The sequence below is a fragment of the Cupriavidus sp. USMAHM13 genome (assembly GCF_001854285.1).
Classification (GTDB): domain Bacteria; phylum Pseudomonadota; class Gammaproteobacteria; order Burkholderiales; family Burkholderiaceae; genus Cupriavidus; species Cupriavidus malaysiensis.
Genome location: NZ_CP017752.1, coordinates 2,455,661 through 2,480,597 on the forward strand (window position 1 = coordinate 2,455,661; position 24,937 = coordinate 2,480,597).

General features: G+C 70.8%; 26 protein-coding genes. 11 read left to right on the forward strand and 15 right to left on the reverse strand.

Going from position 1 to position 24,937, the window contains the following annotated elements; translation table 11 throughout:
• Positions 1–53: 53 nt before the first annotated feature.
• A complete protein-coding gene (locus BKK81_RS29085) occupies positions 54–1,733 on the reverse strand; it encodes a bifunctional protein tyrosine phosphatase family protein/NAD(P)/FAD-dependent oxidoreductase (RefSeq protein ID WP_071020136.1) in 1,680 nt (559 codons plus the stop codon).
• A gap of 120 nt (positions 1,734–1,853) precedes the next feature.
• Positions 1,854–2,738 carry an MBL fold metallo-hydrolase gene (locus tag BKK81_RS29090; protein WP_071020138.1) on the reverse strand — a complete coding sequence of 295 codons (885 nt, stop codon included), beginning with the start codon at positions 2,736–2,738 and terminating at the stop codon, positions 1,854–1,856.
• A gap of 315 nt (positions 2,739–3,053) precedes the next feature.
• On the opposite strand from BKK81_RS29090, the gene BKK81_RS29095 reads away from it, so the two are divergent.
• From BKK81_RS29095 to BKK81_RS29120, 7 genes are all read left to right on the forward strand, one after another.
• The gene (locus BKK81_RS29095) at positions 3,054–4,421 is read left to right on the forward strand and encodes a sigma-54 interaction domain-containing protein (RefSeq protein ID WP_071020141.1); all 1,368 of its coding nucleotides are present in this window, start codon (positions 3,054–3,056) and stop codon (positions 4,419–4,421) included.
• 234 nt (positions 4,422–4,655) lie between these two features.
• Positions 4,656–4,832, forward strand: a complete 177-nt coding sequence (gene cydP, locus BKK81_RS36175) for a cytochrome oxidase putative small subunit CydP (protein ID WP_167366696.1) — start codon at positions 4,656–4,658, stop codon at positions 4,830–4,832.
• Positions 4,829–6,385 carry a cytochrome ubiquinol oxidase subunit I gene (locus tag BKK81_RS29100; protein ID WP_071020144.1) on the forward strand — a complete coding sequence of 519 codons (1,557 nt, stop codon included), beginning with the start codon at positions 4,829–4,831 and terminating at the stop codon, positions 6,383–6,385. The genes cydP and BKK81_RS29100 overlap by 4 nt, the downstream gene beginning before the upstream one ends.
• Positions 6,386–6,395: 10 nt before the next feature.
• Positions 6,396–7,538: a cytochrome d ubiquinol oxidase subunit II gene (cydB, locus tag BKK81_RS29105; protein WP_071012623.1), complete on the forward strand. Its 1,143-nt coding sequence runs from the start codon at positions 6,396–6,398 to the stop codon at positions 7,536–7,538.
• A 50-nt stretch (positions 7,539–7,588) separates the two neighbouring features.
• On the forward strand, positions 7,589–7,702 hold the full coding sequence (cydX, locus tag BKK81_RS29110; RefSeq protein ID WP_071020146.1) for a cytochrome bd-I oxidase subunit CydX: 114 nt from the start codon (positions 7,589–7,591) through the stop codon (positions 7,700–7,702).
• Positions 7,699–8,013, forward strand: a complete 315-nt coding sequence (locus BKK81_RS29115) for a cyd operon YbgE family protein (protein ID WP_231908128.1) — start codon at positions 7,699–7,701, stop codon at positions 8,011–8,013. The genes cydX and BKK81_RS29115 overlap by 4 nt, the downstream gene beginning before the upstream one ends.
• 118 nt (positions 8,014–8,131) lie before the next feature.
• Positions 8,132–8,959: a sulfite exporter TauE/SafE family protein gene (locus BKK81_RS29120; RefSeq protein ID WP_071020149.1), complete on the forward strand. Its 828-nt coding sequence runs from the start codon at positions 8,132–8,134 to the stop codon at positions 8,957–8,959.
• A 291-nt stretch (positions 8,960–9,250) separates the two neighbouring features.
• On the opposite strand, the gene BKK81_RS29125 is transcribed toward BKK81_RS29120, so the two are convergent.
• Entirely contained in the window at positions 9,251–9,754 is a 504-nt protein-coding gene (locus BKK81_RS29125; protein ID WP_156811479.1) for a hypothetical protein, read from the reverse strand.
• 381 nt (positions 9,755–10,135) lie between these two features.
• On the opposite strand from BKK81_RS29125, the gene msuE reads away from it, so the two are divergent.
• A complete protein-coding gene (gene msuE / locus BKK81_RS29130; protein WP_071020155.1) occupies positions 10,136–10,702 on the forward strand; it encodes an FMN reductase in 567 nt (188 codons plus the stop codon).
• A 16-nt stretch (positions 10,703–10,718) separates the two neighbouring features.
• On the forward strand, positions 10,719–11,927 hold the full coding sequence (locus BKK81_RS29135; protein WP_071020157.1) for an acyl-CoA dehydrogenase family protein: 1,209 nt from the start codon (positions 10,719–10,721) through the stop codon (positions 11,925–11,927).
• 217 nt (positions 11,928–12,144) lie between these two features.
• Here BKK81_RS29135 and BKK81_RS29140 read toward each other — a convergent pair whose 3' ends face one another.
• The 10 genes from BKK81_RS29140 to BKK81_RS29180 all read right to left on the reverse strand — a co-directional run bounded on the left by BKK81_RS29140 (position 12,145) and on the right by BKK81_RS29180 (position 22,358).
• Positions 12,145–12,798 (reverse strand): methionine ABC transporter permease, encoded by a 654-nt coding sequence (locus BKK81_RS29140; protein ID WP_071020160.1) that lies wholly within the window; start codon positions 12,796–12,798, stop codon positions 12,145–12,147.
• Entirely contained in the window at positions 12,779–13,945 is a 1,167-nt protein-coding gene (locus BKK81_RS29145; protein ID WP_083384523.1) for a methionine ABC transporter ATP-binding protein, read from the reverse strand. The genes BKK81_RS29140 and BKK81_RS29145 overlap by 20 nt, the downstream gene beginning before the upstream one ends.
• Before the next feature lie 25 nt (positions 13,946–13,970).
• The gene (locus BKK81_RS29150; RefSeq protein WP_071020163.1) at positions 13,971–14,813 is read right to left on the reverse strand and encodes a MetQ/NlpA family ABC transporter substrate-binding protein; all 843 of its coding nucleotides are present in this window, start codon (positions 14,811–14,813) and stop codon (positions 13,971–13,973) included.
• A gap of 120 nt (positions 14,814–14,933) precedes the next feature.
• Positions 14,934–16,295, reverse strand: coding sequence for an LLM class flavin-dependent oxidoreductase (locus tag BKK81_RS29155; protein WP_071020166.1), 1,362 nt, complete (start codon positions 16,293–16,295; stop codon positions 14,934–14,936).
• Positions 16,295–17,554, reverse strand: a complete 1,260-nt coding sequence (locus BKK81_RS29160) for an SfnB family sulfur acquisition oxidoreductase (RefSeq protein WP_083384524.1) — start codon at positions 17,552–17,554, stop codon at positions 16,295–16,297. Before BKK81_RS29160 ends, BKK81_RS29155 begins: the two co-directional genes overlap by 1 nt.
• 14 nt (positions 17,555–17,568) lie before the next feature.
• Positions 17,569–18,828, reverse strand: a complete 1,260-nt coding sequence (locus BKK81_RS29165) for an SfnB family sulfur acquisition oxidoreductase (RefSeq protein WP_071020169.1) — start codon at positions 18,826–18,828, stop codon at positions 17,569–17,571.
• A 318-nt stretch (positions 18,829–19,146) separates the two neighbouring features.
• A complete protein-coding gene (locus tag BKK81_RS35720) occupies positions 19,147–19,320 on the reverse strand; it encodes a hypothetical protein (protein WP_156811480.1) in 174 nt (57 codons plus the stop codon).
• A gap of 39 nt (positions 19,321–19,359) precedes the next feature.
• The gene (locus tag BKK81_RS29170) at positions 19,360–19,692 is read right to left on the reverse strand and encodes a 4Fe-4S dicluster domain-containing protein (RefSeq protein ID WP_071020172.1); all 333 of its coding nucleotides are present in this window, start codon (positions 19,690–19,692) and stop codon (positions 19,360–19,362) included.
• Positions 19,689–21,356, reverse strand: a complete 1,668-nt coding sequence (locus BKK81_RS29175) for an FAD-dependent oxidoreductase (RefSeq protein ID WP_083384525.1) — start codon at positions 21,354–21,356, stop codon at positions 19,689–19,691. Before BKK81_RS29175 ends, BKK81_RS29170 begins: the two co-directional genes overlap by 4 nt.
• 198 nt (positions 21,357–21,554) lie before the next feature.
• On the reverse strand, positions 21,555–22,358 hold the full coding sequence (locus BKK81_RS29180; RefSeq protein WP_071020176.1) for a MetQ/NlpA family ABC transporter substrate-binding protein: 804 nt from the start codon (positions 22,356–22,358) through the stop codon (positions 21,555–21,557).
• A gap of 422 nt (positions 22,359–22,780) precedes the next feature.
• Between BKK81_RS29180 and BKK81_RS35725 the strand changes: the two genes are divergently transcribed.
• Positions 22,781–22,930: a hypothetical protein gene (locus tag BKK81_RS35725; RefSeq protein ID WP_156811482.1), complete on the forward strand. Its 150-nt coding sequence runs from the start codon at positions 22,781–22,783 to the stop codon at positions 22,928–22,930.
• Between the two features lie 31 nt (positions 22,931–22,961).
• Here the strand turns inward: BKK81_RS35725 and BKK81_RS29185 are convergent, their stop codons facing one another.
• Positions 22,962–23,180, reverse strand: coding sequence for a YdcH family protein (locus BKK81_RS29185; protein ID WP_071020179.1), 219 nt, complete (start codon positions 23,178–23,180; stop codon positions 22,962–22,964).
• Between the two features lie 138 nt (positions 23,181–23,318).
• Positions 23,319–24,320 (reverse strand): AraC family transcriptional regulator, encoded by a 1,002-nt coding sequence (locus BKK81_RS29190; RefSeq protein WP_071020182.1) that lies wholly within the window; start codon positions 24,318–24,320, stop codon positions 23,319–23,321.
• Positions 24,321–24,493: 173 nt separating this feature from the next.
• On the opposite strand from BKK81_RS29190, the gene BKK81_RS29195 reads away from it, so the two are divergent.
• A complete protein-coding gene (locus BKK81_RS29195) occupies positions 24,494–24,919 on the forward strand; it encodes a carboxymuconolactone decarboxylase family protein (RefSeq protein WP_071020185.1) in 426 nt (141 codons plus the stop codon).
• Positions 24,920–24,937: the final 18 nt, after the last annotated feature.

Sequence of the window (24,937 nt, forward strand, 5' to 3'; positions counted from 1 at the left end):
TCGCCCGCGCCAGGACAAGGGCCGCCGGGGCCCGCCGAGACCCCGGATACCGCTCAGGCGCCGACGGCCGGCTGCGCCAGCCATTCACGGCCCTTGAGCATGCCGTCCCAGTAGAGCGGCGGCAGGATGCGCTCCTTGAGCAGCCAGGCGGCGCGGGTGGGGCGGGTCCCGTCGAGCAGCCAGCGCGGCAGGCTGGGGGCGACCTTGCCGCCGTACAGGAACTCGGCCAGCACCACCTTGCCGCGCTCCACCGTCAGCGGGCAGGAACCGTAGCCGTCGTAGCGCGCCTCGCCCTGCGCCTGGCCGCGCAGCGCCAGCACGTTGTGCGCCACCACCGGCGCCTGCTTGCGCGCGGCCGCAGCCGTCTTGGCATTGCTGGTGTTGCCCGCATCGCCCAGGGCGAAGATGTTCTCGTAGCGCGGATGGCGCAGCGTGGCCGGATCGACCTCGACCCAGCCGGCGGCGTCGGCCAGCTGGCTGGCGCGGATGAAGTCCGGTGCCTTCTGCGGCGGCACCACGTGCAGCATGTCGAATTCGCGCGTCACCAGTTCGCTGCCGCCATCCGCCAGCGCACGGCGGAAGGTAGCCTGGCGCGCGGCGCCGTCCACGCTCACCAGGGTCTGGCCGAAGTTGAGATGGATGCCGTAGCGCCCGACATACTCCATCAGCGCGGGCACGTAGTCGGGCACACCGAACAGCACCGCACCGGCGTTACAGAACTGGATATCGACGCGGCCAAGCACGCCGTCGCGCCGCCACTGGTCGGCCGACAGGTACATCGCCTTCTGCGGAGCGCCGGCGCACTTGATCGGCATCGGCGGCTGGGTGAAGACGGCGCGCCCGCCGCCGGCGCCGGATAGCTGCTGCACCAGGCGCCAGGTGTAGGGCGCCAGGTCATAGCGGTAGTTCGAGGTGACGCCGTTGCGGCCTAGTGTCTCGGGCAGGCCCTTGATGCCGGACCAGTCCAGTTTCAGCCCCGGGCAGACCACCAGCTGCCGATACCGCACCACGCGGCAGCCATCCAGCACCACGGCATTGCGCTCCGGCTCGAAGGCCGCCACGGCCGCCTGGATCCAGCGCACGCCGCGCGGCAGTACCGAGCCCATCGCGCGCGCGGTGACCCTTGCCTCGAACACACCGCCGCCGACCAGGGTCCAGCCCGGCTGGTAGTAGTGCACGTCGGCCGGGTCGATGATGGCGACGTCCAGTCCGGGGCTGCGCGCCAGCAGGCTGGCCGCCACGGCCGTGCCGGCGGCGCCGCCGCCGATGATGACGACCTCGTGGCTGGCTTCGTCCACGCGCACCGGCGCCGCGCCGGCGCAATCGCCCAGGCGGGGCGCCAGGCCCTGCAGGTCGCAGCCGGCGGCGGCCGTGCGCGCCAGGATCTCACGCGGTGGCAGCCGTCCGGCCTGCGATAGCGCCCACAGGGTGGCCGAGCGGGTGCCGCTGCGGCAGTAAGCCAGCACCGGTGCGGGCAGTCCGGCCAGCAGCGTGCCGAAGGCGCGGCCTTGTTCGTCGTCGATCCGGCCGGGCGTGGCCGGCAGGTAGGACAGCGCGAGCCCGGCGGCCGCGGCAGCGCGCTCGATCTCCTTGACGCCGGGCTGGTCGGGCGCCTCGCCGTCAGGTCGGTTGCAGACGATGGCGCGAAAGCCCTGCGCGGCGATCGCTGCAACGTCGGCGGGCGTGATCTGGTCGGATACGGACAGCGCGTCCGAGAGGGGGCGGATCTTCATGGGAGTCTCCAGTGGGGGCGGCCGGGACCCGGAGGGTGGGGCGGGCAGGCCGAGGGAAGAGCGGGCCTGGCAGGCCGGAGGGCGGCCCCGGCCCGGCTGGCGGCGTCGGCTACAGGACGTTTACAGGACGTTGAGCGGGATCTTCAGGTAGTGCACGCCGTCCGCCTCGGCGGGCGGCAACTGGCCGGCGCGCATATTCACCTGCACCGAGGGCAGGATCAGCATCGGCATGCCGAGGGTGGCGTCGCGCGCCTGGCGCATGGCGACGAACTCGTCCTCGCTGATGCCGTTGCGCACGTGGACGTTGTGTTCGCGCTGCTCCGCCACCGTGCTGAGGTAGCGCACTTCGCGGCCGCCAGGCTGGTAGTCGTGGCACATATAGAGCCGGGTCTCGGCCGGCAGGCTCAGCACCTTGTTGATGGAGCGGTACAGGGTGCGTGCGTCGCCGCCGGGAAAGTCGCAGCGCGCGGTGCCGTAGTCGGGCATGAAGAGGGTGTCGCCGACGAAGGCGGCGCTTTCGCTGCCATCGCCGACCACGTAGGTCATGCAGGCCGGCGTATGGCCGGGCGTGTGCATGGCGCGCGCTTCCAGGCTGCCGATGCGGAACGGCTCGCCGTCTTCGAACAGGTGGTCGAACTGGCTGCCATCGCGGCGGAAAGCGGGCTCGGCATGGAAGACGCGGCCGAATACCTGCTGCACGGTGGTGATGTGGCTGCCGATGGCGATACGGCCGCCAAGCCGCTCACGCAGGTAGGGTGCCGCCGAGAGATGGTCGGCATGCACGTGGGTCTCCAGGATCCACTGCACACCGGCCTCCAGTTCCCGTACGCGCTGGACCAGGCGGTCGGCGCTGGCGGTGCGGGTGCGGCCGGACTTGGGATCGTAGTCCAGCACGCTGTCGACCAGCGCGCACGCGCGCGTGGCCGGGTCCAGCACGAGGTAGCTGATGGTCCAGGTATCGGGGTCGAAAAAGCCCTCGACCTGCATGCGGGAGCGGGTTGGCATCGGTATCTCCTGGTAGGGCGGCGGGGTTCACGCGCCGCCATGTGTGCGAAGCGGCGCCCGGGCGTGTCGATGGCGCCGCGGGCACGGTCTGGCCTGGATTCTCAAGATCCATGCCATCCCACCGGAAGGCTCCACGGGAAAAGCCAAGTCATTGAATTCATGAAGGATCCTGGAGCGCAGCCGGGCCGATGCGCGCATCTGGCCGGTACGGCTCGACGGCACGTGGCAGGCCCCGCGAACTGCCACCACTGCCAGTTTGGCAGTGGTGGCAGCGCCTGCTAGAATGCCTTGTCCTTCGCCCCAGGCTAGCCCCCCATGGCCGATCTCCCGAGCGTCGTCGCCGCCCCTGCCGACGACGCGCAAGCGCCCGTCGAGGCGCTGATCTCCTATCTCGAGCACGATCCGCAGCCGATGATCGTGCTCGACACCGAGTACAACATCCTGGCCGCCAACACGGCCTACCGACGCCAGTTCGGCGCGGTCGACCGGCCCTATATCGGCCATAAGTGCTACCGCATCTCGCATCACTACGACATGCCTTGCGACCAGGCCGGCGAGCACTGTCCGATGCGCAAGGCGCGCGAGACCATGGGGCCGAACCGGGTCCTGCATATCCACCACACGCCGCGCGGCCCCGAGCATGTCGATGTCGAACTGCGGCCCATCCTGAACGCCCGGCGCGAAGTGGTGGCGTTCGTCGAGCGCCTGGCCACCGTGCGCAATGCCTCGGCCCAGGCCAGCGCGGACGGCCTGGTCGGGCGGGCGCCGGCCTTCAACACCGCGCTGGGCGCGGTGCAGCGCGTGGCACCGTCGATGCTGCCGGTGCTGCTGCTGGGCGAATCGGGCACCGGCAAGGAGCTGTTCGCCCACGCCGTGCACGAAGCCAGCGGGCGCGCCGGCGGCCCCTTGGTGGTGGTCGATTGCTCGGGCTTGACAGAGACGCTGTTCGAAAGCGAGCTGTTCGGCTATGAGAAGGGTGCTTTCACCGGCGCGGTGGCACGCAAGAAGGGGCTGGTCGAGACCGCCCAGGGCGGTACGCTGTTCCTCGACGAGATCGGCGACGTGCCGCTGTCGATGCAGGTCAAGCTGCTGCGCCTGATCGAATCGGGCACCTTCCGCCGGGTCGGCAGCGTCGACACCCAGCAGGCCGACTTCCGCCTGGTGGCGGCCACTCACAAGCCGCTCGAGAAGATGGTGGCCGAGGGAGAGTTCCGCCAGGATCTCTACTACCGCATCAGCGCTTTCCCGGTCCACCTGCCGCCGCTGCGCGAACGGCTGGACGATATCCCGCTGCTGGTGGACTCCTTCCTGCAGCGCGGCGGCGCGGGCGGGCGCCGCCTGAGCGTGGACGCGGCCGCCATGGCGCGCCTGCAGGCACACCGCTGGCCCGGCAATATCCGCGAGCTGCGCAATGTGCTGGAGCGCGCCAGGCTGTTTGCCGAAGGCAGCGTGATCGGGGTGGAGGCGCTGCCGCCGGGACTGGGCCTGGCACCGCCGCCCGAACCGGCGGGCAGGGCGGCGCTGACAGCCGCGGTGGCGGCGGCGATCGCTCCGGTGCTGGACGAGGCCGAACTGCGGCGCCAGGTGGCGGCCTTCCGCGGCACGCGGCGCGAACTGGCGGCCGCCCTCGGCCTGTCGGAGCGCACGCTCTACCGGCGCCTCAAGTCCCTCGGCCTGGCCTGAGCGGCAGGGCGCAGGCCACGTGGTCGCGCCTCCGCCGGATCATGGCCGGATCCTTGACGCATCACGGTCGGATCACTGTCAGGCGACTGCCAGTACACTGCCAGACTGCCATCTTCTGCCAGATTGCCAGGGCCGCGCCGACTGGCAAAGTGGCCTTGTGCCGACTAAGCTACTGAATCGATATGACTTTTCGAGAACGTCGCCACTGGCACGCTTCTTGATCAGCTCCATGGCATGACCCCCAACGATCGACGACTGTTGCGCCACCTGCTGCTCGCCGTCGCGGTGAAGATTGCCGTGCTGGCCTTGCTCTGGTGGTGTTTCGTGGCCGACCAGCGGGTTGCCGTGGATGCCCGGCGCGCCGCCGACCGCCTGGGTCCGCCCCCAACAGCACAAGGAGCACAGCCGTGATCTCGGAGCACCTGGTCGACCTGTCCCGGTTGCAGTTCGCCGCCACCGCCATGTACCACTTCCTGTTCGTGCCGCTCACGCTGGGCATGGTCTGGCTGCTGGTCATCATGGAGAGCGTCTATGTGATGACCGGCAAGGTCATCTGGAAGGACATGACGCGCTTCTGGGGCAAGCTGTTCGGCATCAACTTCGCGCTCGGCGTCACCACCGGCATCACGCTCGAATTCCAGTTCGGCACCAACTGGGCCTATTACTCCCACTACGTCGGCGACATCTTCGGCGCTCCGCTGGCCATCGAGGGCCTGATGGCCTTCTTCCTCGAATCCACCTTCATCGGCCTGTTCTTCTTCGGCTGGGACCGCCTCTCGCGCACCCAGCACCTGCTGGTCACCACCCTGATGGCGGTCGGCACCAACCTCTCCGCCCTGTGGATCCTGATCGCCAACGGCTGGATGCAGAATCCGGTCGGCGCCGCCTTCAACTGGCAGACCATGCGCATGGAGATGACCGACTTCTGGGCCGTGGTGTTCAACCCCGTGGCCCAGGCCAAGTTCGTGCACACGGTCTCGGCCGGCTACGTCACCGGCGCCATGTTCGTGCTGTCGGTCTCCAGCTGGTACCTGCTGCGCGGGCGCGACCTCGAGTTCGCCCGGCGCAGCTTCCGCGTGGCGGCAGCCTTCGGCCTGGCCAGCGTGTGCTCGGTGATCGTGCTCGGCGACGAGTCCGGCTACACCGTGGGCGAGGCCCAGCAGACCAAGATGGCCGCCATCGAGGCCATGTGGGAGACCGAGCCGGCGCCGGCCAGCTTCAACCTGGTGGCCGGCATCAACGAGGCCGCGCAGAAGAACGACTGGGCCATCGAGATCCCCTGGGTGATGGGCCTGATCGGCACGCGCTCGGTGACCAAGGAGATCCCGGGCATCCATGACATCAAGGTGCGCAACCGCGAGCGCATCCGCAACGGCATCCCGGCCGTGCTGGCGCTGGAGGCGCTGCGCGCCAACCCGGACGACGCCAGCGCGCGCCAGACCCTGGCAAGCCACCAGCAGGACCTGGGCTTCGGCCTGCTGCTGCGGAAATACACCACCGACGTGCGCCAGGCCACCCCGGCCATGATCGAGCAGGCGGTCAACGACACCGTGCCGCGCGTGTGGCCGATGTTCTGGGGCTTCCGCATCATGGTGGGCCTGGGCTTCCTGATGCTGGCGCTGTTCGGCCTGGCCTTCTGGACCACGCTGCGCCCGCAGCGGCTGGCGCCGCGCTGGCTGCTGCGCTGGGCGCTGTGCATGCTGCCCGCGCCCTGGATCGCCATCGAGCTGGGCTGGATCGTGGCCGAGTACGGGCGCCAGCCGTGGACCATCTACGGCGTGCTGCCCACCCACCTGAGCGTGTCCACGCTGAGCGTGCAGAGCCTGTACGGCTCGCTGGCCGGCTTCCTCGGCTTCTACACGCTGCTGCTGGTCGTCGAGGTCTACCTGATGGTGAAGTTCGCCCGCCAGGGCCCGGGCAGCCTGGGCACCGGCCGCTACCAGTTCGAGCCGAGCCACGCCTGAGGAGACCGCCATGCTTGACTATCCAACCCTGAAAATCATCTGGTGGCTGCTGGTGGGCGTGCTGTTGATCGGCTTCGCCATCATGGACGGCCACGACATGGGCGTGGGCACGCTGCTGCCCTTCGTCGGCCGCAGCGACGACGAGCGCCGCGTCATCATCAACACCGTGGGCCCGCACTGGGACGGCAACCAGGTCTGGTTCATCACCGGCGGCGGCGCCATCTTCGCCGCCTGGCCGCTGGTCTACGCCACCGCCTTCAGCGGCTTCTACTGGGCCATGCTGGCAGTGCTGTGGGCGCTGTTCTTCCGCCCGGTGGGCTTCGACTACCGCAGCAAGATCCACCATCCCACCTGGCGCAGCGCCTGGGACTGGGGCCTGTTCGTGGGCGGCGCGGTGCCCCCGCTGATCTTCGGCGTGGCCTTCGGCAACCTGCTGCAGGGCGTGCCCTTCCAGTTCGATGCCTTCATGGTCTCCACCTACACCGGCACCTTCTGGCAGCTGCTCAACCCCTTCGCGCTGCTGTGCGGGGTACTGTCCAGCGCCATGATCACCATGCACGGCGGCATCTACCTGGCGCACCGCACCGAGGGCGAGGTGCAGCGCCGCGCCCGGCGCGCCGCCGCCTGGGCCGCGCTGGTGGCGGTGCTGGCCTTCCTGGCCGCCGGCGCCTGGCTGCGCTGGGGCGGCATCGACGGCTACGCCATCACCTCGGCCATCGATCCGGCCGCGCCGTCCAACCCGATGGCCAAGACCGTGGCGCGCAGCGCCGGGGCCTGGTGGGCCAACTACGGCAAGGTGCCGGCGCTGTGGCTGCTGCCCGCGCTGGGCGTGGCCGGCGCACTGGCCGGGGCCGCGCTGTCCGGGGCAGGGCGCACGCTGCTGGCCTTCGTCGCCTCGGCGCTGTCGCTGGCGGGCATCATCGGCACCGCCGGAGCGGCCATGTTCCCCTTCGTGATGCCGTCCTCCAGCCTGCCGCAGGCCAGCCTGACGATCTGGGACTGCGTGTCCAGCCACTTCACGCTGGGCCTGATGTTCTGGGTGGCGCTGATCTTCGTGCCCATCGTGGTCAGCTACACCGGCTGGGCCTACCGCGTGATGCGCGGCAAGGTCACCGCCGAGCATATCCGCGCCAACGAGCATTCGGCCTACTGAGCCGGGCCGGCATCTCCCGCAGCCTCTCCCACAGACAGGAGGAAACGACGATGTGGTACTTCAGCTGGGTTCTGGGCGTCGGCTTCGCCGTGCTGCTGGCCGTGCTCAACGCGATGTGGGGCGAAGCCAGCGACGCCCGCATGCGGAGCGAGGACGAGCGGTGAACAGTGACGGCCGCGAGCATCACGATGGCGAGCAAAGCCCCGCCGGGCAGGCGCGGCTGCATCTGGCCTGCCTGGGCGCGGCGCTGCTGCTGATGGTGGGTGCCACCGTCTATCCGCAGGCGATGTCCAACGCGGCCGGCCAGGCCGACCACGGCATCGCGGCGCTGATGTTCTGGGCCATGAGCGCGGGCTTCGTGCGCGGCGTCGGCTTCCTGCCGCGCTTCTGGTTGTGGCGCTGGCTGTTTTCGGGCTGGGCCTGCGCGCTCGCGCTCGCGCTGGCCCTGGCCGTGGCACTGCGCCTGGCGGGCTGAGCCGCGCCGGCGCGAGGCTGCGCCGCGGCGCAGCCAAGACGACATGCACTGGCAGGATCGGCGCCATCACAGACAGCCGACCGGACCAGGAAATAAGACAAAAGGAAGTGAGAGAACCATGGGAAGTAGTGCGATCCTGGGCGGCGTGGTCGGCCTGATCCTGGCATTGACTGGCGCCGGCGGTGCCATCCTGGCCGTGCCCCTGCTGCTGTTCGTGCTGCACCTGGGCGTGGCCGAGGCAGGCCCGATCGCCTTGCTCGCGGTCGGCGTGTCGGCGGCGGTGGGCGCCGCCATCGGGCTGCGCGCCGGCATCGTGCGCTACCGTGCGGCGGCGCTGATGGCGGCCGCCGGCGTGGTCTTCTCACCGCTGGGCCTGTGGCTGGCGCACAAGCTGCCGAGCGGCCCGCTGACCCTGATCTTTGCCGCCGTGCTGGCCTATGTCTCGGTACGCATGTACCGCCAGGCCACCGCGCCGGCCGGGCAGGGGGCGCCGCAGCCGGCCTTCAGCGGCCCGCCCCAGCCCTGCCAGCTCGACACGCAGAGCGGCCGCTTCGTCTGGACCGCCGCCTGCACGCGCGCGCTGGCCGCCTCGGGCGTGGGCGCGGGCTTCCTGTCCGGCCTGCTCGGCGTCGGCGGCGGCTTCGTCATCGTGCCGGCGCTGCGGCGCGCCACCAATGCACCGATGCACGCCATCGTGGCCACCTCGCTGGCGGTCATCACCCTGGTGTCGACCTCGGGCGTGGTGTCCACCGCCATTGCCGGCCGCATGAACTGGCCGGTTGCCATTCCCTTCGCCGGCGGCGCCATCGCCGGCATGCTGGGCGGGCGCCTGGTCTCCAAGCGCATCAGCGGCCCGCGCCTGCAGCAGGGCTTTGCCGTGATCGCCGGCCTGGTGGCGCTGGGCATGGTGGCCAAGGCGCTGCTGGCCGGCGGCTGGCACGGCTGAGCGCGGTCCTGGCGATGATGTCCAGCCGGACCTCGGCCGCCCCGCCTAAGATGGTGTAGGCGCGGCTGTGAAGGAACGCCGGCAGCAAGGTGTCGGCCACGGCGGCATTGCCCTCCGGATCGAGACCGGGCGCGGCGTCGGCTGCCGCCAGCGGGCCGCGCCAGCGCAGCGCCTGTTCGCCCGGCATCTCCACGACCAGGATCTCCACGCCCGGCATCGCCACGGCCAGTTCGCCGATGGCCTGCCTGGGCCGGCTCTCGCGCGGCTTCAGGATGGAGGACTGCGGGCCCGTCACGGGCGGCAATCCTGCCGGCGCTGTGCTTCCTGCAAGGCGCGCCGTCCGCGCTGCAGGGCCTCGCGACGCTCCGCATTCCTGGTGCGCTGCGCGGCCGCATCGTGATCACGCAGGCGCCGCGCGAGGCGCTGGCAGGCTTCGTGGCGCCTTTGCTCCGCCAGCTCCAGGTTGCGGCTTTGCTGCGCCAGCCATGCCTGTTCCTGCCGCTGCTGGCGCTCGCGCTCCGCCAGGAAGGCCTCCTCCTGGGCCCGCTGCGCCGGGCTCTTGCCGAGCACCGACAGCGTGCCGCCCGGGGCGGTCGTGATCTCGACATGGCCGGGCGGGCATGGCCCGAACTGATACAGGATGCGGGCGCCGTCGCGACATTTGGTGGCCACGGCGCCCTGCGCCGCCGCGCCGGCGGAGAACCCCAGCAGCCACAGCAGCAGCTGCGGCAGCAACGCGGCGGCACAGCAGAGAGGGACGGGGAAGGGGAGAGGGACGGGGAAAGGGACGCGCATGGGCGAGGATCTCCGGGCGGTGGCTGAGGAAAGCGGTCAAAGAACACGGCTGCCGCAGGCGGCGGACGAAGGCGGCCCGGACTGGCATCCAAGCTTAGCCCGCGACCGCGGCCGGCAACGTTTCCGGCTGTGACGTCGAGCGGCAGGCGGCCCGGCTGCCGCATGGCGATATGCGCCGGCCGCGTCTATGCATAGTCGAAATGCGTCCTTCGGTGCGCGCCGGCCCTGCGCTATCGTTTTGTCATCGCCAGCGGCCGGCCGTTGCTCTTGCTGTGACTGATGCCGTCGCTGCTGCCGCTGTTCCCGGGCCGCACCCGCCAGCGAGGCGCCGCGCACCCTCCGGGAAATGCCCTCATCCTGATCCGACCGGAGAATCTCCCCATGGCCGTCCAGCTCAACGTGGTTGCCGTCAACGGCAGCGCCCAACAACCGTCGCGCACGCTCGCTCTGCTGCAGGCACTGATCGCCGAACTGCAGGGCCGCCTGCTGCTGCGCAGCCATATCGTCAACCTGGGCGAGATCGCCCGTCCGCTCGGCGGCGCGCTGTCGCGCCAGGAACTGCCGGAGAGCGTCGAGCGCGAGCTGCGCGCGATCGAAAGCGCCGACCTGCTGCTGGTGGCGGCACCGGTCTACCGGGGCTCCTATCCGGGGCACTTCAAGCACCTGTTCGACCTGGTCGGCCAGGAGGCGCTGGTGGACAAGCCGGTGCTGCTCGCCGCCACCGGCGGCAGCGACCGCCATGCCCTGGTGCTGGAGCACCAGTTGCGCCCCCTGTTCGGCTTCCTGCAGGCGCTGACGCTGCCGATCGGCGTCTTCGCGGGGCCGGCCGACTTCGAGAGCTACCAGGTCAGCAGCGCGGCGCTGGCGGCACGCATCCGCCTGGCCGCCGACCGCGCCGCGCCGCTGTTCCCCGCCAGCCGCCAGGTCGCCCTGCAGCATGCCGCCTGACGGGAGCGTGAGCACGATGACCGCACACCCTCCCGCCAGCGAGGCGCTGGCCGAACGCTTCCGTCCGATCTTCGCCCGCATCGCGGCGCGGGCCGCGCAGCGCGAGCAGGAACGCGAGCTGGCCCATGACGCCGTCGCCTGGCTGCGCGAGGCCGGCTTCGGCGCCTTGCGCGTGGCGCCGGCCCTGGGCGGCCTGGGCGCCTCGGTCGAGCAACTGTTCGCGCTGCTGGTCGAACTGGGCGAGGCCGATTCCAACCTGCCGCAGATCCTGCGCGCCCACTTCGGCTTCATCGAGCGCCTGTATGCCGAGGTGCCGGCTGCGCAGCGCGAACGCTGGCTGCGCCTGGCCGGACAGGGCGCGATCTTCGGCAATGCCACCACCGAGCGTGGCGAGGGCGCGCTGGGCCGCCACCGCACCGCGCTGACGCGCGACGGCGCCGGCTGGCGCCTGGATGGCGAGAAGTTCTACAGCACGGGCACCCTGTATGCCGACTGGATCGTGGTGGTGGCCAGCCGGCCCGGTGACAGCGATCCGGTCTACGCCGTGGTTCCGGCCGACGCACCGGGCGTGGAGCGGGTCGACGACTGGCGTGGCTTCGGCCAGCGCCTGACCGGCTCCGGCACCACGCGCCTGCGCGGCGTGCCCGTCGCGGACGAGCAGGTACTGGCGATTCCGCGCCAGGCGCCGACCTCGATGACCGCCTACTTCCAGCTCTGCCACCTGGCCACGCTGGCAGGCATCGCCCGCGCCATCGAGCGCGACGCGGCCGCCTTCGTGCGGGCCCGCACGCGCGTCTACAGCCACGGCAGCGCCGCCACCGCGGCGCAGGACCCGCTGGTGCAGCAGGTGGTCGGCCAGATCGGCGCGGCCGCCTACCTCAGCGCGGCGGCAACCGCCGACCTGGCGCGCGGCCTGGGCGACATCGACCGCCTGCGCGAGCAAGGCGTGCCGGTGCCGGGCGAACGCCTCGACGAACTCGAACTGCGCGTGGCCAGGGCCCAGGTCGGCGTCACCGAGCTGGTACTGTCGGCGGCCACCCGGCTGTTCGACATCGGCGGCGCCTCGGCACTGGACGAGGACCGGCGCCTCGACCGGCACTGGCGCAACGCGCGCACGCTGGCCTCGCACAATCCGGTCATCTACAAGGCGCGCGCCCTGGGCGACAACCTGATCAACGGGTCCGCGCCGACCTACTACTGGTCGGTCGGCGTCAAGGCTGCCTGAGGGCGGCCTGAGCGCGAGCGGCCTAAGCGCGGCAGCCCCGGGGCCCAGCCTGCGCGACCATTCCGGAGCGGCAGCGGAAGGTGGGGCCTTTGCCCTGCCTTCCGCCGCGCCATCTGCGATCTGCGCCGCCTCCGTATCCGTAGTATCCGTCCCGACGCTGCCCGGCCCGTTCCGGCCGCTACGTTACGGCGAGCCGATCGGCCTGGCGATCGGCCTGTCAGCGTGCCCGCAGATAGCGCACCCAGCGGTCCCCGGCCCACTGGACCAGGCTGACCAGGCCGATCAGCAGCACGATCACCACCGCCATCACCGTGGTGTCGAAGCGCTGGTAGCCGTAACGGATGGCGATGTCGCCCAGGCCGCCGGCGCCCACCGCACCGGCCATGGCCGAGGCGCCGATCAGCGACACCACCGTGATCACGAAGCCGCCGACGATGCCCGGCAAGGCTTCCGGCAGCAGCACATGCCAGACGATGTGCCAGCGGCCGCAGCCCATGGCCTGCGCCGCCTCCACCAGGCCGCGGTCGACCTCGCGCAGGCTGATCTCCGCGATGCGGGCAAAGAAGGGCGTGGCGCTGACGGCGAGCGGCACCACCGCGGCCCACACACCGATGGTGGCGCCGACCACCAGCCGGGTGAAAGGCAGCAGCGCCACCAGCAGCACCAGGAAGGGGGTGGCGCGGAAGCCGTTGACCACGCTGCCCAGCGCACGATGCAGGCGCGGCGCGGCCAGCACGCCGCCGGGCGCGCTCAGCACCAGCACCAGGGCCAGGGGAATGCCGGCGGCCACGGCCACCAGGGCCGAGGCACCGACCATGGTGAGGGTGTCGAACAAGCCTTGCCAGATGCGTTCAATCGTAAGCGGGGACATAGCCGAGGACCTTGGCGTGGGTGGGAGAGGGGGCGGCAAAGACGGGCGGCAGCGCGATGCCGGACGGCACCGCCACCAGCAGCCGTCCCTGCGTGCGGGCCTGGATGCGATCGAGCCCGGCGTGGAGCAGGCGCGCACGGCCGCCCAGTGCGCTGGCGATGCGGGCCAGGTCGGGTGCGGCGGCCGGCAGGTCGGACTCCGACGCCCCGCCGGCGTAGCGCAGCTCCACCAGTTGCTCGTAGCGGCCTGAGGCCGGCGGCTCGGCCCGCAGCAGCAGGGCCAGGTCCTCCGGCAACGCGGATTCCAGCGGCCGCAGCAAGGCGCGCGTGGCTGCATGGCGCGGCGTGCCGAACACCTGCCACACCGCCCCCTGCTCGGCGACGCGGCCTCCCTCCAGCACCAGCACGCGGTCGCAGATGTCGCGGATCACGCGCATCTCGTGCGTGATCAGCACGATGGTCAGGCCGAAGCGGCGATTGATATCGCGCAGCAGCGCCAGGATCGACTGCGTGGATTCGGGGTCGAGCGCCGAGGTGGCTTCGTCGCACAGCAGGATCTCCGGGCGATGCACCAGTGCCCGCGCGATGCCGACGCGCTGCTTCTGCCCGCCCGACAGGCGGCCAGGATAGCTGTCTTCCTTGCCGGCCAGCCCGACCAGCCCCAGCAGTTCGCCGACGCGGCGCTCGATCTCGGCGCGCGGCACGCCGGCGACCTTGAGCGGCAGCGCCACGTTCTCGCGCACCGTCTTGGCCGATAACAGGTTGAAGTGCTGGAAGATCATGCCGATGCGCCGGCGCAGCCGCACCAGGCCGGCGGCGTCGAGGCCGGCGATGTCCGCGCCGTCGACCAGCACACGGCCGCGGCTGGGCTGCTCCAGCCGGTTGATGGTGCGCAGCAGGCTCGACTTGCCGGCCCCGCTGCGGCCGATGATGCCGAAGATGCTGCCGGCCGGGATCTCGGCGTCGACGTCCTGCAGGGCATGGACCGCGCCGGCCCCCGCCTGGTAGACCTTGCCCACGCCCTGGAAGGCGATGGTGCCGGCAGCGCGGCGGTCCGCCGCCGCTTCGATGGCTGCCTGCGGACGCGCGGCTTCACCGCGCGGGATGCCGGCGATGCCGCGCCGTTCGATTGCGCTTGCGTTGCTCATGACACGTGGCTCATGGCGTCGGCTGTCAGGGCTTCAGCCAGGGCAGGCTGTAGAGCTTGTCGTCGTCGGCATAGGAGGCGCTGAGCTGCTTGCGCACCGCGGGCGACGACTGGTAGAGCTTGACGAAGCGTGCGATGCGCGGATCGGCGGCATTGTCCTGGCGGCTGACGAAGCGGATGGCGAAGTAGGCGTCGTCCACGCCCGAGTAGAGCAGGGCAGAGCCGGCGATCTTCGCCTTGCCGGCATTGACGAAGTGGGCCGGATAGCCCTGTGCCAGGTCGACGTCGTCGAGCGCGCGTACCAGTTGCGGCCCTTCGATCTCGACGAACTTGAGTTGCTTCGGGTTGGCCGTCACGTCATCCAGCCCGCCGCGCGCGCCGACGCCGGCGCGCAAGGTGATCAGGCCGGCCTTCTGCAGCAGGAGCAGGCCGCGCCCTTGGTTGACGGGATCGCTGGCGACGCCGACGCGCGCGCCCGGCTTGAGCTGGTCGAAGCGCTGGATACGGCTGGAGTAGAGGCCGATATTGGGCAGCACGCCGATGCCGACGCTGCGGAAGGCGTAGCCGCGCTCCTTGACGGCATTGTCGAGAAAGGCCTGGTGCTGGAAGTAGTTGAGATCGAGATCGCCCGAGGCCAGCGCCACGTTGGGCGTGGTCCAGTCGGTGAACTCGATCACCTTGACGTCCAGGCCCTGCTTGCGGGCCTCGGCCGCGGCCACCTCGACCGAGTCGGCCAGGGCGCCCGGCGTGACGCCGATCTTCAGCGGCCCCGCCTGGGCGCCACGGGCTCCGGAGAGCGGCGCCAGCGCCGCCACGGCAGCGAGCAGCAGGGCGGGGAGGGAGCACAACAGTCGTCGTTTCTGCTTCATGATGCGGAGTCTGCAAGCAAGGAAAAGGGGAAAGAATCGCCGGCGCCCGAAGCGCCCGAAGCGCCCGAAGCGCCCGAAGCGCCTGTAGCGCCTGTAGCGCCTGTAGCGCCGGGGGCCGGCTCAGCCCGGCGGCACACGGAAGGCGGCGGCCGCATGCCGCGCCGGCAGGCGGTCGCCGGCGCCGAACAGCTTCTGGCGCAGGCTGCCTTCCCCGTAGGCGGTCTTGTAGCGGCCGCGCTCCTGCAGGGCCGGCACCACCAGCTCGACGAAGTCGGCATAACTCTCCGGCACCACCGTGCGGCTCAGGTTGAAGCCATCGATCCCCGTCTCGTCGATCCAGGACACCAGTTCGTCGGCCACCTGGCCGGGATCGCCGACGATGGCCGGATAGCGCCCGCCCAGTTCGAACAGTTGCAGCAGCTTGCGCCGGGTCCAGCCGTGCTGCTGCGCGGTGCGGGTGGCCGATTCGATGGCGTTGCCGCCGCCATAGTCGACCGGAGCATCGAGGTCGTAGCGGCCGAAGTCCACGCCGGTGCTGGCGGCGAAATGCGCCAGCCCGGCCTCGCGGCTGGCGTAGTCCTTGTACTCGGCATGCTTCTGGCGCGCTTCGGCCTCGGTGCGGGCGGTGACCACCGCGGTGCCCATGAAGACCTTGACGTCGTCAGGCCGCCGGCCTGCCGCCACCAGCTGTTCGCGCAGGGTCTTGACGGTCTGGCGCGCAGCCTCCTTGCTGGGCGGCGAAATGAAGACGCACTCGGCATGGCGTGCGGCGAAGCGCTGCCCGCGCCCGGAACTGCCGGCCTGGAACAGCACCGGCGTGCGCTGCGGCGAGGGCTCCGCCAGGTGGTAGCCCTCGACCTGGTAGTAGCGGCCGGCATGGCGCACCTTATGCACCCGCGCCGGGTCGGCGAACACGCGCGCCGCCTTGTCGCGCCGCACGGCACCGTCCTCCCAGCTGCCTTCCCACAGCTTGTACAGGACTTCCAGATACTCGTCGGCACGGTCGTAGCGCTCGTCGTGGGCGATCTGGCCGTCCAGGCCCATGGCCCGCGCGGCGCTGTCGAGATAGCCGGTGACGATGTTCCAGCCGACGCGGCCGCCGCTTAGGTGGTCCAGCGTGGAGAAGCGGCGCGCCAGCAGGTAGGGCGCCTCATAGGTGAGATTGACGGTGACGCCGAAGCCCAGGTGCTGCGTGACCGCGGCCATGGCCGAGACCAGCAGCAGGGGATCGTTGACCGGGAGCTGGATCGATTCGCGCAGCGTCACGTCGACATTGCCCTGGTAGACGTCGTAGACGCCGACGATGTCGGCGAGGAAGAGGCCGTCGAACAGGCCGCGCTCCAGGATACGGGCCTGCTCGGTCCAGTAGGACAGGGTGTGATAGTCGAGCGAGCGGTCGCGCGGATGGGTCCACAGGCCGTGGTTGATGTGGCCCACGCAGTTCATGTTGAAGGCGTTGAGCAGGATAGGCTTGGCGGCCATCACAGGGCTCCGTGCCGGGGCGGGTTCCGGTCGTTCAGGTAGAAGTTCCCCACCGCGTGGTATTTCCAGCGCACCGGATCATGCAGGGTATGGGTGCGCGCGTTGCGCCAGAAACGGTCCAGCCCGAGATGGTCCAGCGTGGCACCGGTGCCACCCAGTTCGAACAGCTTGCTGCCGGCCAGCAGCGAAGCGGTGGTGGTCAGCGCGCGCGCTTCGGCCACCGCCACCGATGCGTTGGCCACGCTGTCGGCGTCCGGCCCGCGCTGGGTGGCATCGACGATGCGCCCGGCCCGGTGCAGCAGCGCTTCCGCCGCGCGCAGGCGCACTGCCACGTCGCCCACCTGCTGGATCGCCAGCGGATCGTCGGCGGCCCGCTCGACGCCGGCATCGACCCAGGGCCGGGCGTGCTCGCGCACGAATTCCAGCGTGGCGGCGAAAGCCCCACGCCCGATGCCCAGATCGATGGCCGCGTGCAACAGCTGCGCCACCGGGCCGATGGTGGTCGGCGTGTCGAAAGATGCCTGGAACGGCACCACCCAATCCGCCTCCACGTGCACATGCTCGAAGCTGACCGAGCCGCTGCCGGTGACGCGCTGCCCGAAGCCGTCCCAGTCGTCGACGATGGTGACGCCGGGCGCGCGGCGGGGCACGAAGGCCAGGTAGCTGACCTCGCGCCCGTCTTCCTGCGCGACCACCAGGGTGGGGATCCAGTGCGCGTACAGCGCGCCGGTGCAGTAGAACTTCTTGCCGTCGATCCGCCAGCCGCTGCCCTCGCGGCTCAGCCGCGTGCGGCGCTTGAAGTCCTTGTGGCCGATCTCGGCGAGCGCGTTGCCGAAACGTTCGCCGGCCAGCGCGCGGGCGAAGAAGAAGCGCTTCTGCGCCTCGCTGCCGCCCACGCGCAGCACTTCCAGCGCATAGAAGTGGTTCTGCGGGATCTGGCCCAGCGAGCCGTCGGCGGCGGCGATGGTGGCGACCACCTGGGCCAGCGTGACATTGGACACGCCGGCACCGCCGTACTCGCGCGGCACCGTGATGCCCCACAGGCCGCTGGCGCTGAAGTCGTCGAGCTCGGCCCACGGCAGCCGCCGCTCGCGATCACGCGCAGCGGCTTCGGGCGCGAAGCGGGCCGCCAGCGCCTGGGCGACGGCCAGCGCCTCGGTGTCGTCGCGGATCAAGCGGGCCAGCGGGGCCGGGGGCGCCGCCGGCGCGGGCCGGCTGGCACCGGCGGCCTCCGGCAGGGGTTGGGATAGCAGGGACATGGCAGGGCTCCGGCTCAGTTCCAGGAGTGGCGCGCGGGCAGCACGCCGTTCAGGTGGTAGTTGCCGATCAACTGGGTCTTCCAGCGCACCGGATCGTGCAGCGTATGGGTGCGTGCATTGCGCCAGTGGCGGTCGAGGTTGTAAGCGGCGCGCGTGGCCGAGGAACCGGCCAGCTCGAACAGTTTCTGGCTGGCCTCCAGCGCGACCTCGGTGGTCAGCACCTTGGCCTCCGCCACCGCCACCGAGGCGCGCGCGCTGGCCGCGGCGTCGAGCGGGCCGGCGGCAATGGCGTCGAGCGTGCGGCCGGCGTCCAGCAGGACCTCGCGCGCGGCGTGCACATCGATCTGCAAGCGCCCCACGTCCTGGATGATGTAGGGGTCGTCGGCGGCGCGCGCCAGGCCCGAATCCATCCAGGGACGCGCGCGTTCGCGCACGAAAGCGATGGCGTCGGCCAGCGCGGCCTCGGCGATGCCCTGGTCGATGGCGGCCTGGATCAGTTGCGAATTGGGGCCGTAGAGACCGGGCCGCTCGGCGAGCTGCCACAGCGGCAGCACGTCGTCGGGGGACACGGGCACGTCGTCGAACACCACCGTGCCGCTGGCGGTGGTGCGCTGGCCGAAGGAAGACCAGTCATCGATGACGCTGAGCCCGCGCACCTCGCGCGGCGACCAGACCTGCACCGCGCGGCCGGCTTCGTCGAGCGCGCGGGCCGGCACCCGGTGGGCGAACAACGCGCCGGTGGAGTAGAAGCGGCGCCCGCTCAGGCGCAGGCCGTGCTCGGTGCGCACCAGGCGCGTGGTGCCGTGCAGGACGGTGGGGCTGTCGGCCGAGCGCCGTTCGGGGCCGGCATTGCCCAGCCGCGCGCCGGCCAGTATCTCGCCGTAGAAACGGCGCTTCTGCGCTTCGCTGCCGATCTCGCGCAGCACGCCCAGCAGGCCGAAATGGTTCTGCGGGATCTGGCCCAGCGCCGGGTCGGCGGCGCACAGGATGACGAAGACCTCCGCCAGCGTGGCGTAGGACACCTCGGCGCCGCCGTGCGCGCGCGGCACGGTGATGCCGCCCAGGCCGCTTTCCGACCACAGGTCGAGTTCCTGCCACGGCAGGCGGCGCTCGCGGTCACGCTCGGCGGCGCCGGCGGCAAAGACCGCGGCAAGTTCGTGGGCGCGCTGCAGGGCCTCGGCGTCATCGGCGATGCGGCGCACGCGGTGAGGTTCGGGGAGCCGTGCCGGCGGCACGGGAATGGCATGGGTCGGGAAATCGGACAAGGTTGTCATGGCAGTCGCGGTTCGATCATGGCCGGCGGACCGGCCTGGCTGCCTTGGGGCCCGGTGGGAACCAGCCCGGGGCGAACGCCCGGCGGCGCCTGCCGCTGCCGGAGGGTGTTGCCGCAGCGGCTTGCGGTGCTTGCTGGAGGCCCGCAGCCATGCTGGCATTGCAGCATGGCAAGGGTGGCGCTTCCCACGAATATTTGCGTAGATGCTTACTCGGTCCGGCGCGCATCGACACGCTGCGTCACCGCGCAGCATCGACGCGCATCGCTGCGCGGCAGGTGAGTAAGGTGAATGAGATGAACGCGCGCGATCCTGCGGGCATCAGCGCGGCGGCGGCTCCGCGGCGGCGTCTTCCGCGTCGCCGCCGCGCTGGGGCGGCGGGCGCGACGCCTTGCGCGCACTGGCGGATCCCGGTGGATAGAGCGGATGGCTGAGGGCGGCGTAGACGACCAAGCCGGCGCCGATGGCGGTGATCCAATCGAGCAGGTCTTTCATGGCGGGGCTCCGAGGGCTGGCCAGGCGCTGCGCCGGCTGCTAACGCTGCACCAGCGCGAGCAGCGCGTGGCTGCGGTCTTCGGCCGCCCCGGGCGAACGTCCGCGGCCCCAGCCCACCGCGGCACGGTAAGCACCCGCATGGACCGGCAGCCTGGCCGCCGCCTCGTCCGCCGGCACGCAGCTGTCGGCCAGCGGCGACACGAACAGGGCATCCTCAGGGCAGTAGACCTCGCACAGGAAGCAGGTCTGGCAATCGAGCTGGCGCGCGATGCGCGGCGTGCCGCCCGGCTGGGGCGAGAACACATTGGTAGGGCAGACGCGCACGCAGATATTGCAGGACGTGCAGCGGGCCGGGTCGAGCGCCTCGATCATGCGGCCTCCTGCCAGCCGGCTGCATCGGCTGCATCGGCCGCATCAGCCACCCGCTCGCGCGTGATGCGGATCTCGTCCAGTCCCTGGCTGAGCAGGCGGTAGCGCTGTGCTTCGTCGAGGGCGGGATGGTCGAGCCGGCGGTGCATGCCGCGCGTCTCGGTACGGGCGAGGGCACTGCGGTACATCCAGCGCGCGGTGGCCAGCATGGCGATCGCCTCGCGCGTGCGCAGCGCCTGTCCGGTGGTGGACAAGGCCGTCCCCGCGCCCGGCACGATGCCGCGCCAGTGCTGCCACAGCGCATCCAGCCGCTGCAGCGACTGCGCCAGCGCCTCGCCGTCGCGGAACCAGTTGCGCTCATAGGGGAAGACCTCGGCCTGCACGGCCTGCACCAGCGCCGCGCTGTCGGCCTCGGCCACCGGCTCGCCACGCAGGCCGGCACTGCCGGCGCCCTGCAATCCGGCCGCCGCGGGCGGGGCGCGGCGGGCGGCATGCGCCGCTGCGCCCTGGCCGGCCCACCAGCCGGAAGAGAGTGCCCAGGCGGCGTTGTGGCTGCCGCCCCCGGTGAAGCCGCCGCAGATCAGCTCGCGCGTGGCGGCGTCGCCGGCTGCGTAGAGGCCGGCGACGCCGGTACCACAGTGCGCATCGGCAAGGCGCAGGCCGCCGGTGCCGCGCACCGTGCCCTCCAGGCGCAGGGTGACGGGGAAGCGCTGGGTGAAAGGATCGATGCCGAGACGGTCGAAGGGCAGGAAGAAGTTGGGCTGGGACGCGCGCATCCAGGCACGCACGCGCGCATCGGCACGGTCCAGCCGGGCGTAGACGGCCTGCGTCTGCAGCGTCTTGGCGATCAAGCCGCGGCCGCGCGCCGAGCCTGCGCCTTCGATCTCCTGGCCGAGGCCGTCGTAGAAGGTGGCCCACTGGTAGAACAGCGACTTCGTGACCGAAGAAAACGCAGGGCCCAGGCCATAAGCGCTGGAGAACTCCATGCCGGACAGCGCCGCGCCGGCCTCCGCCGCCATCAGGTAGCCGTCGCCGGTCAGCACATTACAGCCGAGCGCGCGGCTCAGGAAGGCGCAGCCGCCGGTGGCGATCACCACCGCCGAGGCGCGCACCGTCCAGTGCGCCGGAGCACCGTCGGCAGCCTGCCGGTGCAGTCCGCGCGCGCCGCGCACCGCGCCGGCCTCGTCGCGCAGCAGTTCGAGCGCGGGATGGTGGTCGAGGATGCGCACGCCGGCCGCCTTGGCGCGCCTGCGCATCAGCCGCATATATTCCGGCCCCTGCAGCGAGGCACGCTGTTCGCGTGCGGACGCGTCACGCGGAAAGGGGTAGCCCCACTGGGACAGCCGCTCCAGGCCGGCATAGGTCTGGTCGAGAACGCGGTCCATCCAGTGCGGCTCGGCCAGCCGTCCACCCAGTTCGTAGCGGCTCGCCTTGGCGGCCTCGCGCGCGGCGCGCTCGGGCTGCACGTGCCAGATCGCGGTGCCCGCCGCCGCCGTGGCGCCGGAGGTGCCGCAATGGCCCTTGTCGGCCAGTACCACGCGCGCACCGGCCTCGGCGGCCGCCAGCGCGGCCCAGGTGCCGGCGGGTCCGCCGCCGATCACCAGGACGTCGGCCGCGGTGTCCGCGTGGCCGGTCTGCCTATCGAATCCGAATCCATTGCTTGCCATGCGCGGCTCCTGCTGTCGGTTGCCGATGAGCGCCGCCCTCGGCCGCGGTCTGGGTCCGCTTGCGGCCGGCTGCTCAGGCGTTGGGGAGGTGTCTGCTGACGAGACACGGTAGCGAAACCCGCAGCGCCGGACAACGAAGCATTGCGGGAATCCATATGCGCGCGGCGCATGCCGCGCGGCGCGCCGCTCGGGGCGGCTTCAGAAGGCGGGTACCAGCGAGCCCTTGAACTCGCTCTCGATGAAGCGGCGCACCTCCTCCGACTGGTAGGCCTTGACCAGCTTCCTGACCCAGGGCTTGTCCTTGTCTTCGGCACGTGTGGCGATCAGGTTCGCGTAGGGCCCCTTCGCGTCTTCGACCGCGATGGTGTCGCGCTGCAGCGAGAGTCCGGCGCGGAAGGCGTAGTCGTTATTGATCGAGGCCGCGGCGAGATCGTCGAGGGCGCGCGGCAATTGCGCCGCATCCAGCTCGATCAGCTTCAGCTTGCGCGGGTTCTCCACCACGTCGAGCGGCGTGGCATTGACGCCGTTCTCGCCGACGCCCGGCCGCAGCTTGAGCAGGCCGGCCTTCTGCAGCAGCAGCAGTGCGCGGTTGCCGTTCGACGGATCGTTCTGGATGCCGATACGCGCCCCCGCCGGCAACTGGTCGACGGACTTGTAGCGCTTGGAGTAGATGCCCAGCGGTGCCGTCAAGGTCAGGCCCACCGGCACGATCTTGTAGCCCCGCGCCTTGATCTGGCTGTCGAGGAAGGGCTTGTGCTGGAAGGCATTGGCGTCGAGGTCGCCGGCGGCGAGCGCCTCGTTGGGCTGCAGGTAATCGCTGAAGACAACGACCTGGATGTCCAGCCCGTCGCGCGCGGCCACCTTCTTGACGACCTCGAAGGTCTGCTCGGCGTTGCCCACCGACACGCCCACCTTGATACGCGTGCGCTCCTGCGCGGCGACGGCGCCGACCGCCAGCACGAGGGCGGCCAGTGCCGCCAGCTTGCCCAATGATTTCAACATCGCTCTCCCCGGGATCGGTATGCGGCTTCTGCCGCGAGGAGGGCGAGTATAGGAAGCGGCCGCGCCGGCGCGAACTGATCGTTTCGACTTAGCTTAGGCGGTGGGTGAAACCCCGGCACCGCGCGGCGCGCGCGGCAGCAGGGCAGGATGCAGCACGCAGCCCCGCCGGCAGGCTCGCGACGCCGGCGCGCATGCGCTGGTTAACCCTGCCAACGCAGGCCGGCGGCCGCCGTCGGTGCGCCGGCGCACTACACTGGAAGGGCACCCTGTCTGGCGCGCGGGCGATCGTCTGCGGCGCCAGCCCACTCCGGCCGGGCGCATGGTGCCCGGCCCGCATCCGACGGCGCCGTCCCCGGCGCCGCGGCGCCAATGTGCCTCATCCATGTCACGCACAGGGACCGCGCGGTCCCGGAGGGATTGCCATGGCGACACCGTTCGTGTTGCTCCTGCTCCTGGCATTGCTGATCCTTGCCGTCTACGTGTTTGCCGTACGCTCGATCTTCAGCCACCGGCGCGGGCTGCTCCGTTCGCGGCATCATCATCCGGCCCGGCCGCGCCACCGCACCAATTGAAGTGCCGCGCGCGGCAGCGCGATATCAGATATCAGTCTCCGGCCGTCTTTCGCAAGATCACGTAGAGCTGGTCCTTCAGGTGGAGCTTCTCTTTCTTGCGCTGCTCGATCGCCAGCTCGTCGGCCGGGACGATGCCGGCCTCCATGTTCTTGATCTGCTGGTCCAGTTCGTTATGACGGTCGAACAGGCGCGCGAAGTGCGCATCCTGTGTCTTCAATACCGAAATCTGCTCGCGATACTCGGGAAACATCCGCTTTCCTCCTGGCGTGCCCTGCCTGCAATGGCCACTCACCCTGTGTGAGCGCCTGCGGCCATTGTGCGCCGTGCAAGGCGTGGGCGGCTTGATGCAGATCAGCGCCGCCGGCATCACCGGCAAGGCCGCAGCGGGTCATCGTCCCTGGCGTGTCCGCCACTTGGACACACTGCAGCCGAACTGTCCGCCGAACCAGCGCGAGAAGGCGCTCAGCGAAGCGAAGCCCAGCAGGGTCGCCACCTCGGACAGCGGCCGCTCGCGGTTCTCGATATAGCGCACCACGAGGTCGACGCGCACCGCGTTCAGGATGGAGGAATAGCTCTCGCCGCGCGCGCTCAGGTGATGATGGACGGTACGCCGGTCCACGTCGAGCTGGCCGGCGATCCGCTCCACCGAGCAGATGCCCAGCGGCAGCATCGCCAGCACCAGTTCACGCACCTTATCGGCCATGCTGGAACTCGACTGCGCCAGCATGGCATCCATGTATTGCCGGACCTGCTGCGCGATGGCGGCGTCGTAGCCGGGCAGCGGCGTTTCCAGCTCCGCCGCCCGGCAGACGATACCGTCGAACTCCTGGTGGAACAGCACCGGCATGCCGAACAGGCGCCGATGGGTGGCGGTGCTCGCGGGCGGGCCGTGCGTGAAGCAGATGCTGCGCGGCTTCCAGCCCGCACCGAGGAACAGCTGCAGCGTGCGGAACAGCACGCCGATCACCAGTTCGGTCGACTGGCGCAAGGGCACCGCGGCCTGGTCGATCAGGTCCTCGCGGATCATCACCAGGCCTTCGGCTTCCTCCACGCGTGTGACCAGTGCTTCGTTGTGCAGCCGCATATAGCGCGCCATCGCCTCCATCGCGCGGCGCAGCGTCGGTTCTTCACGCACGGCCATGGCAAGCGGGCCCAGGTTGGAAAGCTGCCGCGTCTGCGCCATGCGCAGGCCGAAGTCCTCGATGCCCGCTTCACGTGCCGAGGCTTCCAGCAGCCTGCCGACGGCATCCACCGGAATGCGGCTGTCGGGATCGAGCAGGGCGTAGGAACTGATGCCCTCGGCACGCAACAGCCGGTTCGGCTCCAGGCCCACGGAGCGCGCGACTTCCACATAGTTGATCAGGCTCGCACTGCGGACGAAGTAAGGCATGGTGTTTTCCCGGACCCTCCCAAAATGTAAAGTCAATTTCCCAAAACGTCAAATTACGACGGGTCAAACGGCGATACTTCGACCACGGCCACGGCACGGAAACAGCGTCCGGCGGGGCCGCCCCCCACACCAGACACAGCGCCCCGCCAGCCGGGACTGCAAGGAGACCGACGATGCCGATCGACAAAGGCCAAGGGAGCACCCCCGGCGCCACCCCCATCTGCGACCAACTGCGTGCCACGGGCAACTGGAATCCGGCCTGGGACGCGCTGGCGGAAATCGATCCGGCGTGGACCGAGAAGTTCATGGCGATGGGCATGCACCCGGTGCTCGCCGGCGTGCTGGAGCCCAAGGTGCTGGAGTTCCTGGCCATCGCCGTCGATGCCTCCTGCACCCATATGTACGCGCCGGGTACCCGCCGCCATATCCGCAAGGCCCTCGAACTTGGCGCCACCCGCGCAGAGATCGCCGCCGTGCTGCAGGCGGTCAGCGTGCTGGGCATCCACTCGGCCAGCCTGGGCATGCCGATGCTGCTGGAAGAACTGGCCGCGCTGGAGCCGGCGCACAGCGAGGACACGGTGCGAGCCGCCGCGGCCTGAGGCCGGCGCGCCTGCCCG

Coding starts and splice junctions, on each gene's coding strand:
- BKK81_RS35720 (WP_156811480.1), bottom strand. CDS start 19,320: ATGAAAGACCTGCTCGATTGGATCACCGCCATCGGCGCCGGCTTGGTC.
- BKK81_RS29165 (WP_071020169.1), bottom strand. CDS start 18,828: ATGACAACCTTGTCCGATTTCCCGACCCATGCCATTCCCGTGCCGCCG.
- BKK81_RS29190 (WP_071020182.1), bottom strand. CDS start 24,320: ATGCCTTACTTCGTCCGCAGTGCGAGCCTGATCAACTATGTGGAAGTC.
- BKK81_RS29135 (WP_071020157.1), top strand. CDS start 10,719: ATGACCGCACACCCTCCCGCCAGCGAGGCGCTGGCCGAACGCTTCCGT.
- BKK81_RS29160 (WP_083384524.1), bottom strand. CDS start 17,554: ATGTCCCTGCTATCCCAACCCCTGCCGGAGGCCGCCGGTGCCAGCCGG.
- cydX (WP_071020146.1), top strand. CDS start 7,589: ATGTGGTACTTCAGCTGGGTTCTGGGCGTCGGCTTCGCCGTGCTGCTG.
- BKK81_RS29140 (WP_071020160.1), bottom strand. CDS start 12,798: ATGTCCCCGCTTACGATTGAACGCATCTGGCAAGGCTTGTTCGACACC.
- BKK81_RS29170 (WP_071020172.1), bottom strand. CDS start 19,692: ATGATCGAGGCGCTCGACCCGGCCCGCTGCACGTCCTGCAATATCTGC.
- BKK81_RS29150 (WP_071020163.1), bottom strand. CDS start 14,813: ATGAAGCAGAAACGACGACTGTTGTGCTCCCTCCCCGCCCTGCTGCTC.
- cydB (WP_071012623.1), top strand. CDS start 6,396: ATGCTTGACTATCCAACCCTGAAAATCATCTGGTGGCTGCTGGTGGGC.
- msuE (WP_071020155.1), top strand. CDS start 10,136: ATGGCCGTCCAGCTCAACGTGGTTGCCGTCAACGGCAGCGCCCAACAA.
- BKK81_RS29155 (WP_071020166.1), bottom strand. CDS start 16,295: ATGGCCGCCAAGCCTATCCTGCTCAACGCCTTCAACATGAACTGCGTG.
- BKK81_RS29095 (WP_071020141.1), top strand. CDS start 3,054: ATGGCCGATCTCCCGAGCGTCGTCGCCGCCCCTGCCGACGACGCGCAA.
- BKK81_RS29085 (WP_071020136.1), bottom strand. CDS start 1,733: ATGAAGATCCGCCCCCTCTCGGACGCGCTGTCCGTATCCGACCAGATC.
- BKK81_RS29195 (WP_071020185.1), top strand. CDS start 24,494: ATGCCGATCGACAAAGGCCAAGGGAGCACCCCCGGCGCCACCCCCATC.
- BKK81_RS29090 (WP_071020138.1), bottom strand. CDS start 2,738: ATGCCAACCCGCTCCCGCATGCAGGTCGAGGGCTTTTTCGACCCCGAT.
- BKK81_RS35725 (WP_156811482.1), top strand. CDS start 22,781: ATGGCGACACCGTTCGTGTTGCTCCTGCTCCTGGCATTGCTGATCCTT.
- BKK81_RS29145 (WP_083384523.1), bottom strand. CDS start 13,945: ATGAGCAACGCAAGCGCAATCGAACGGCGCGGCATCGCCGGCATCCCG.
- BKK81_RS29120 (WP_071020149.1), top strand. CDS start 8,132: ATGGGAAGTAGTGCGATCCTGGGCGGCGTGGTCGGCCTGATCCTGGCA.
- BKK81_RS29180 (WP_071020176.1), bottom strand. CDS start 22,358: ATGTTGAAATCATTGGGCAAGCTGGCGGCACTGGCCGCCCTCGTGCTG.
- BKK81_RS29175 (WP_083384525.1), bottom strand. CDS start 21,356: ATGGCAAGCAATGGATTCGGATTCGATAGGCAGACCGGCCACGCGGAC.
- cydP (WP_167366696.1), top strand. CDS start 4,656: ATGACCCCCAACGATCGACGACTGTTGCGCCACCTGCTGCTCGCCGTC.
- BKK81_RS29185 (WP_071020179.1), bottom strand. CDS start 23,180: ATGTTTCCCGAGTATCGCGAGCAGATTTCGGTATTGAAGACACAGGAT.
- BKK81_RS29125 (WP_156811479.1), bottom strand. CDS start 9,754: ATGCGCGTCCCTTTCCCCGTCCCTCTCCCCTTCCCCGTCCCTCTCTGC.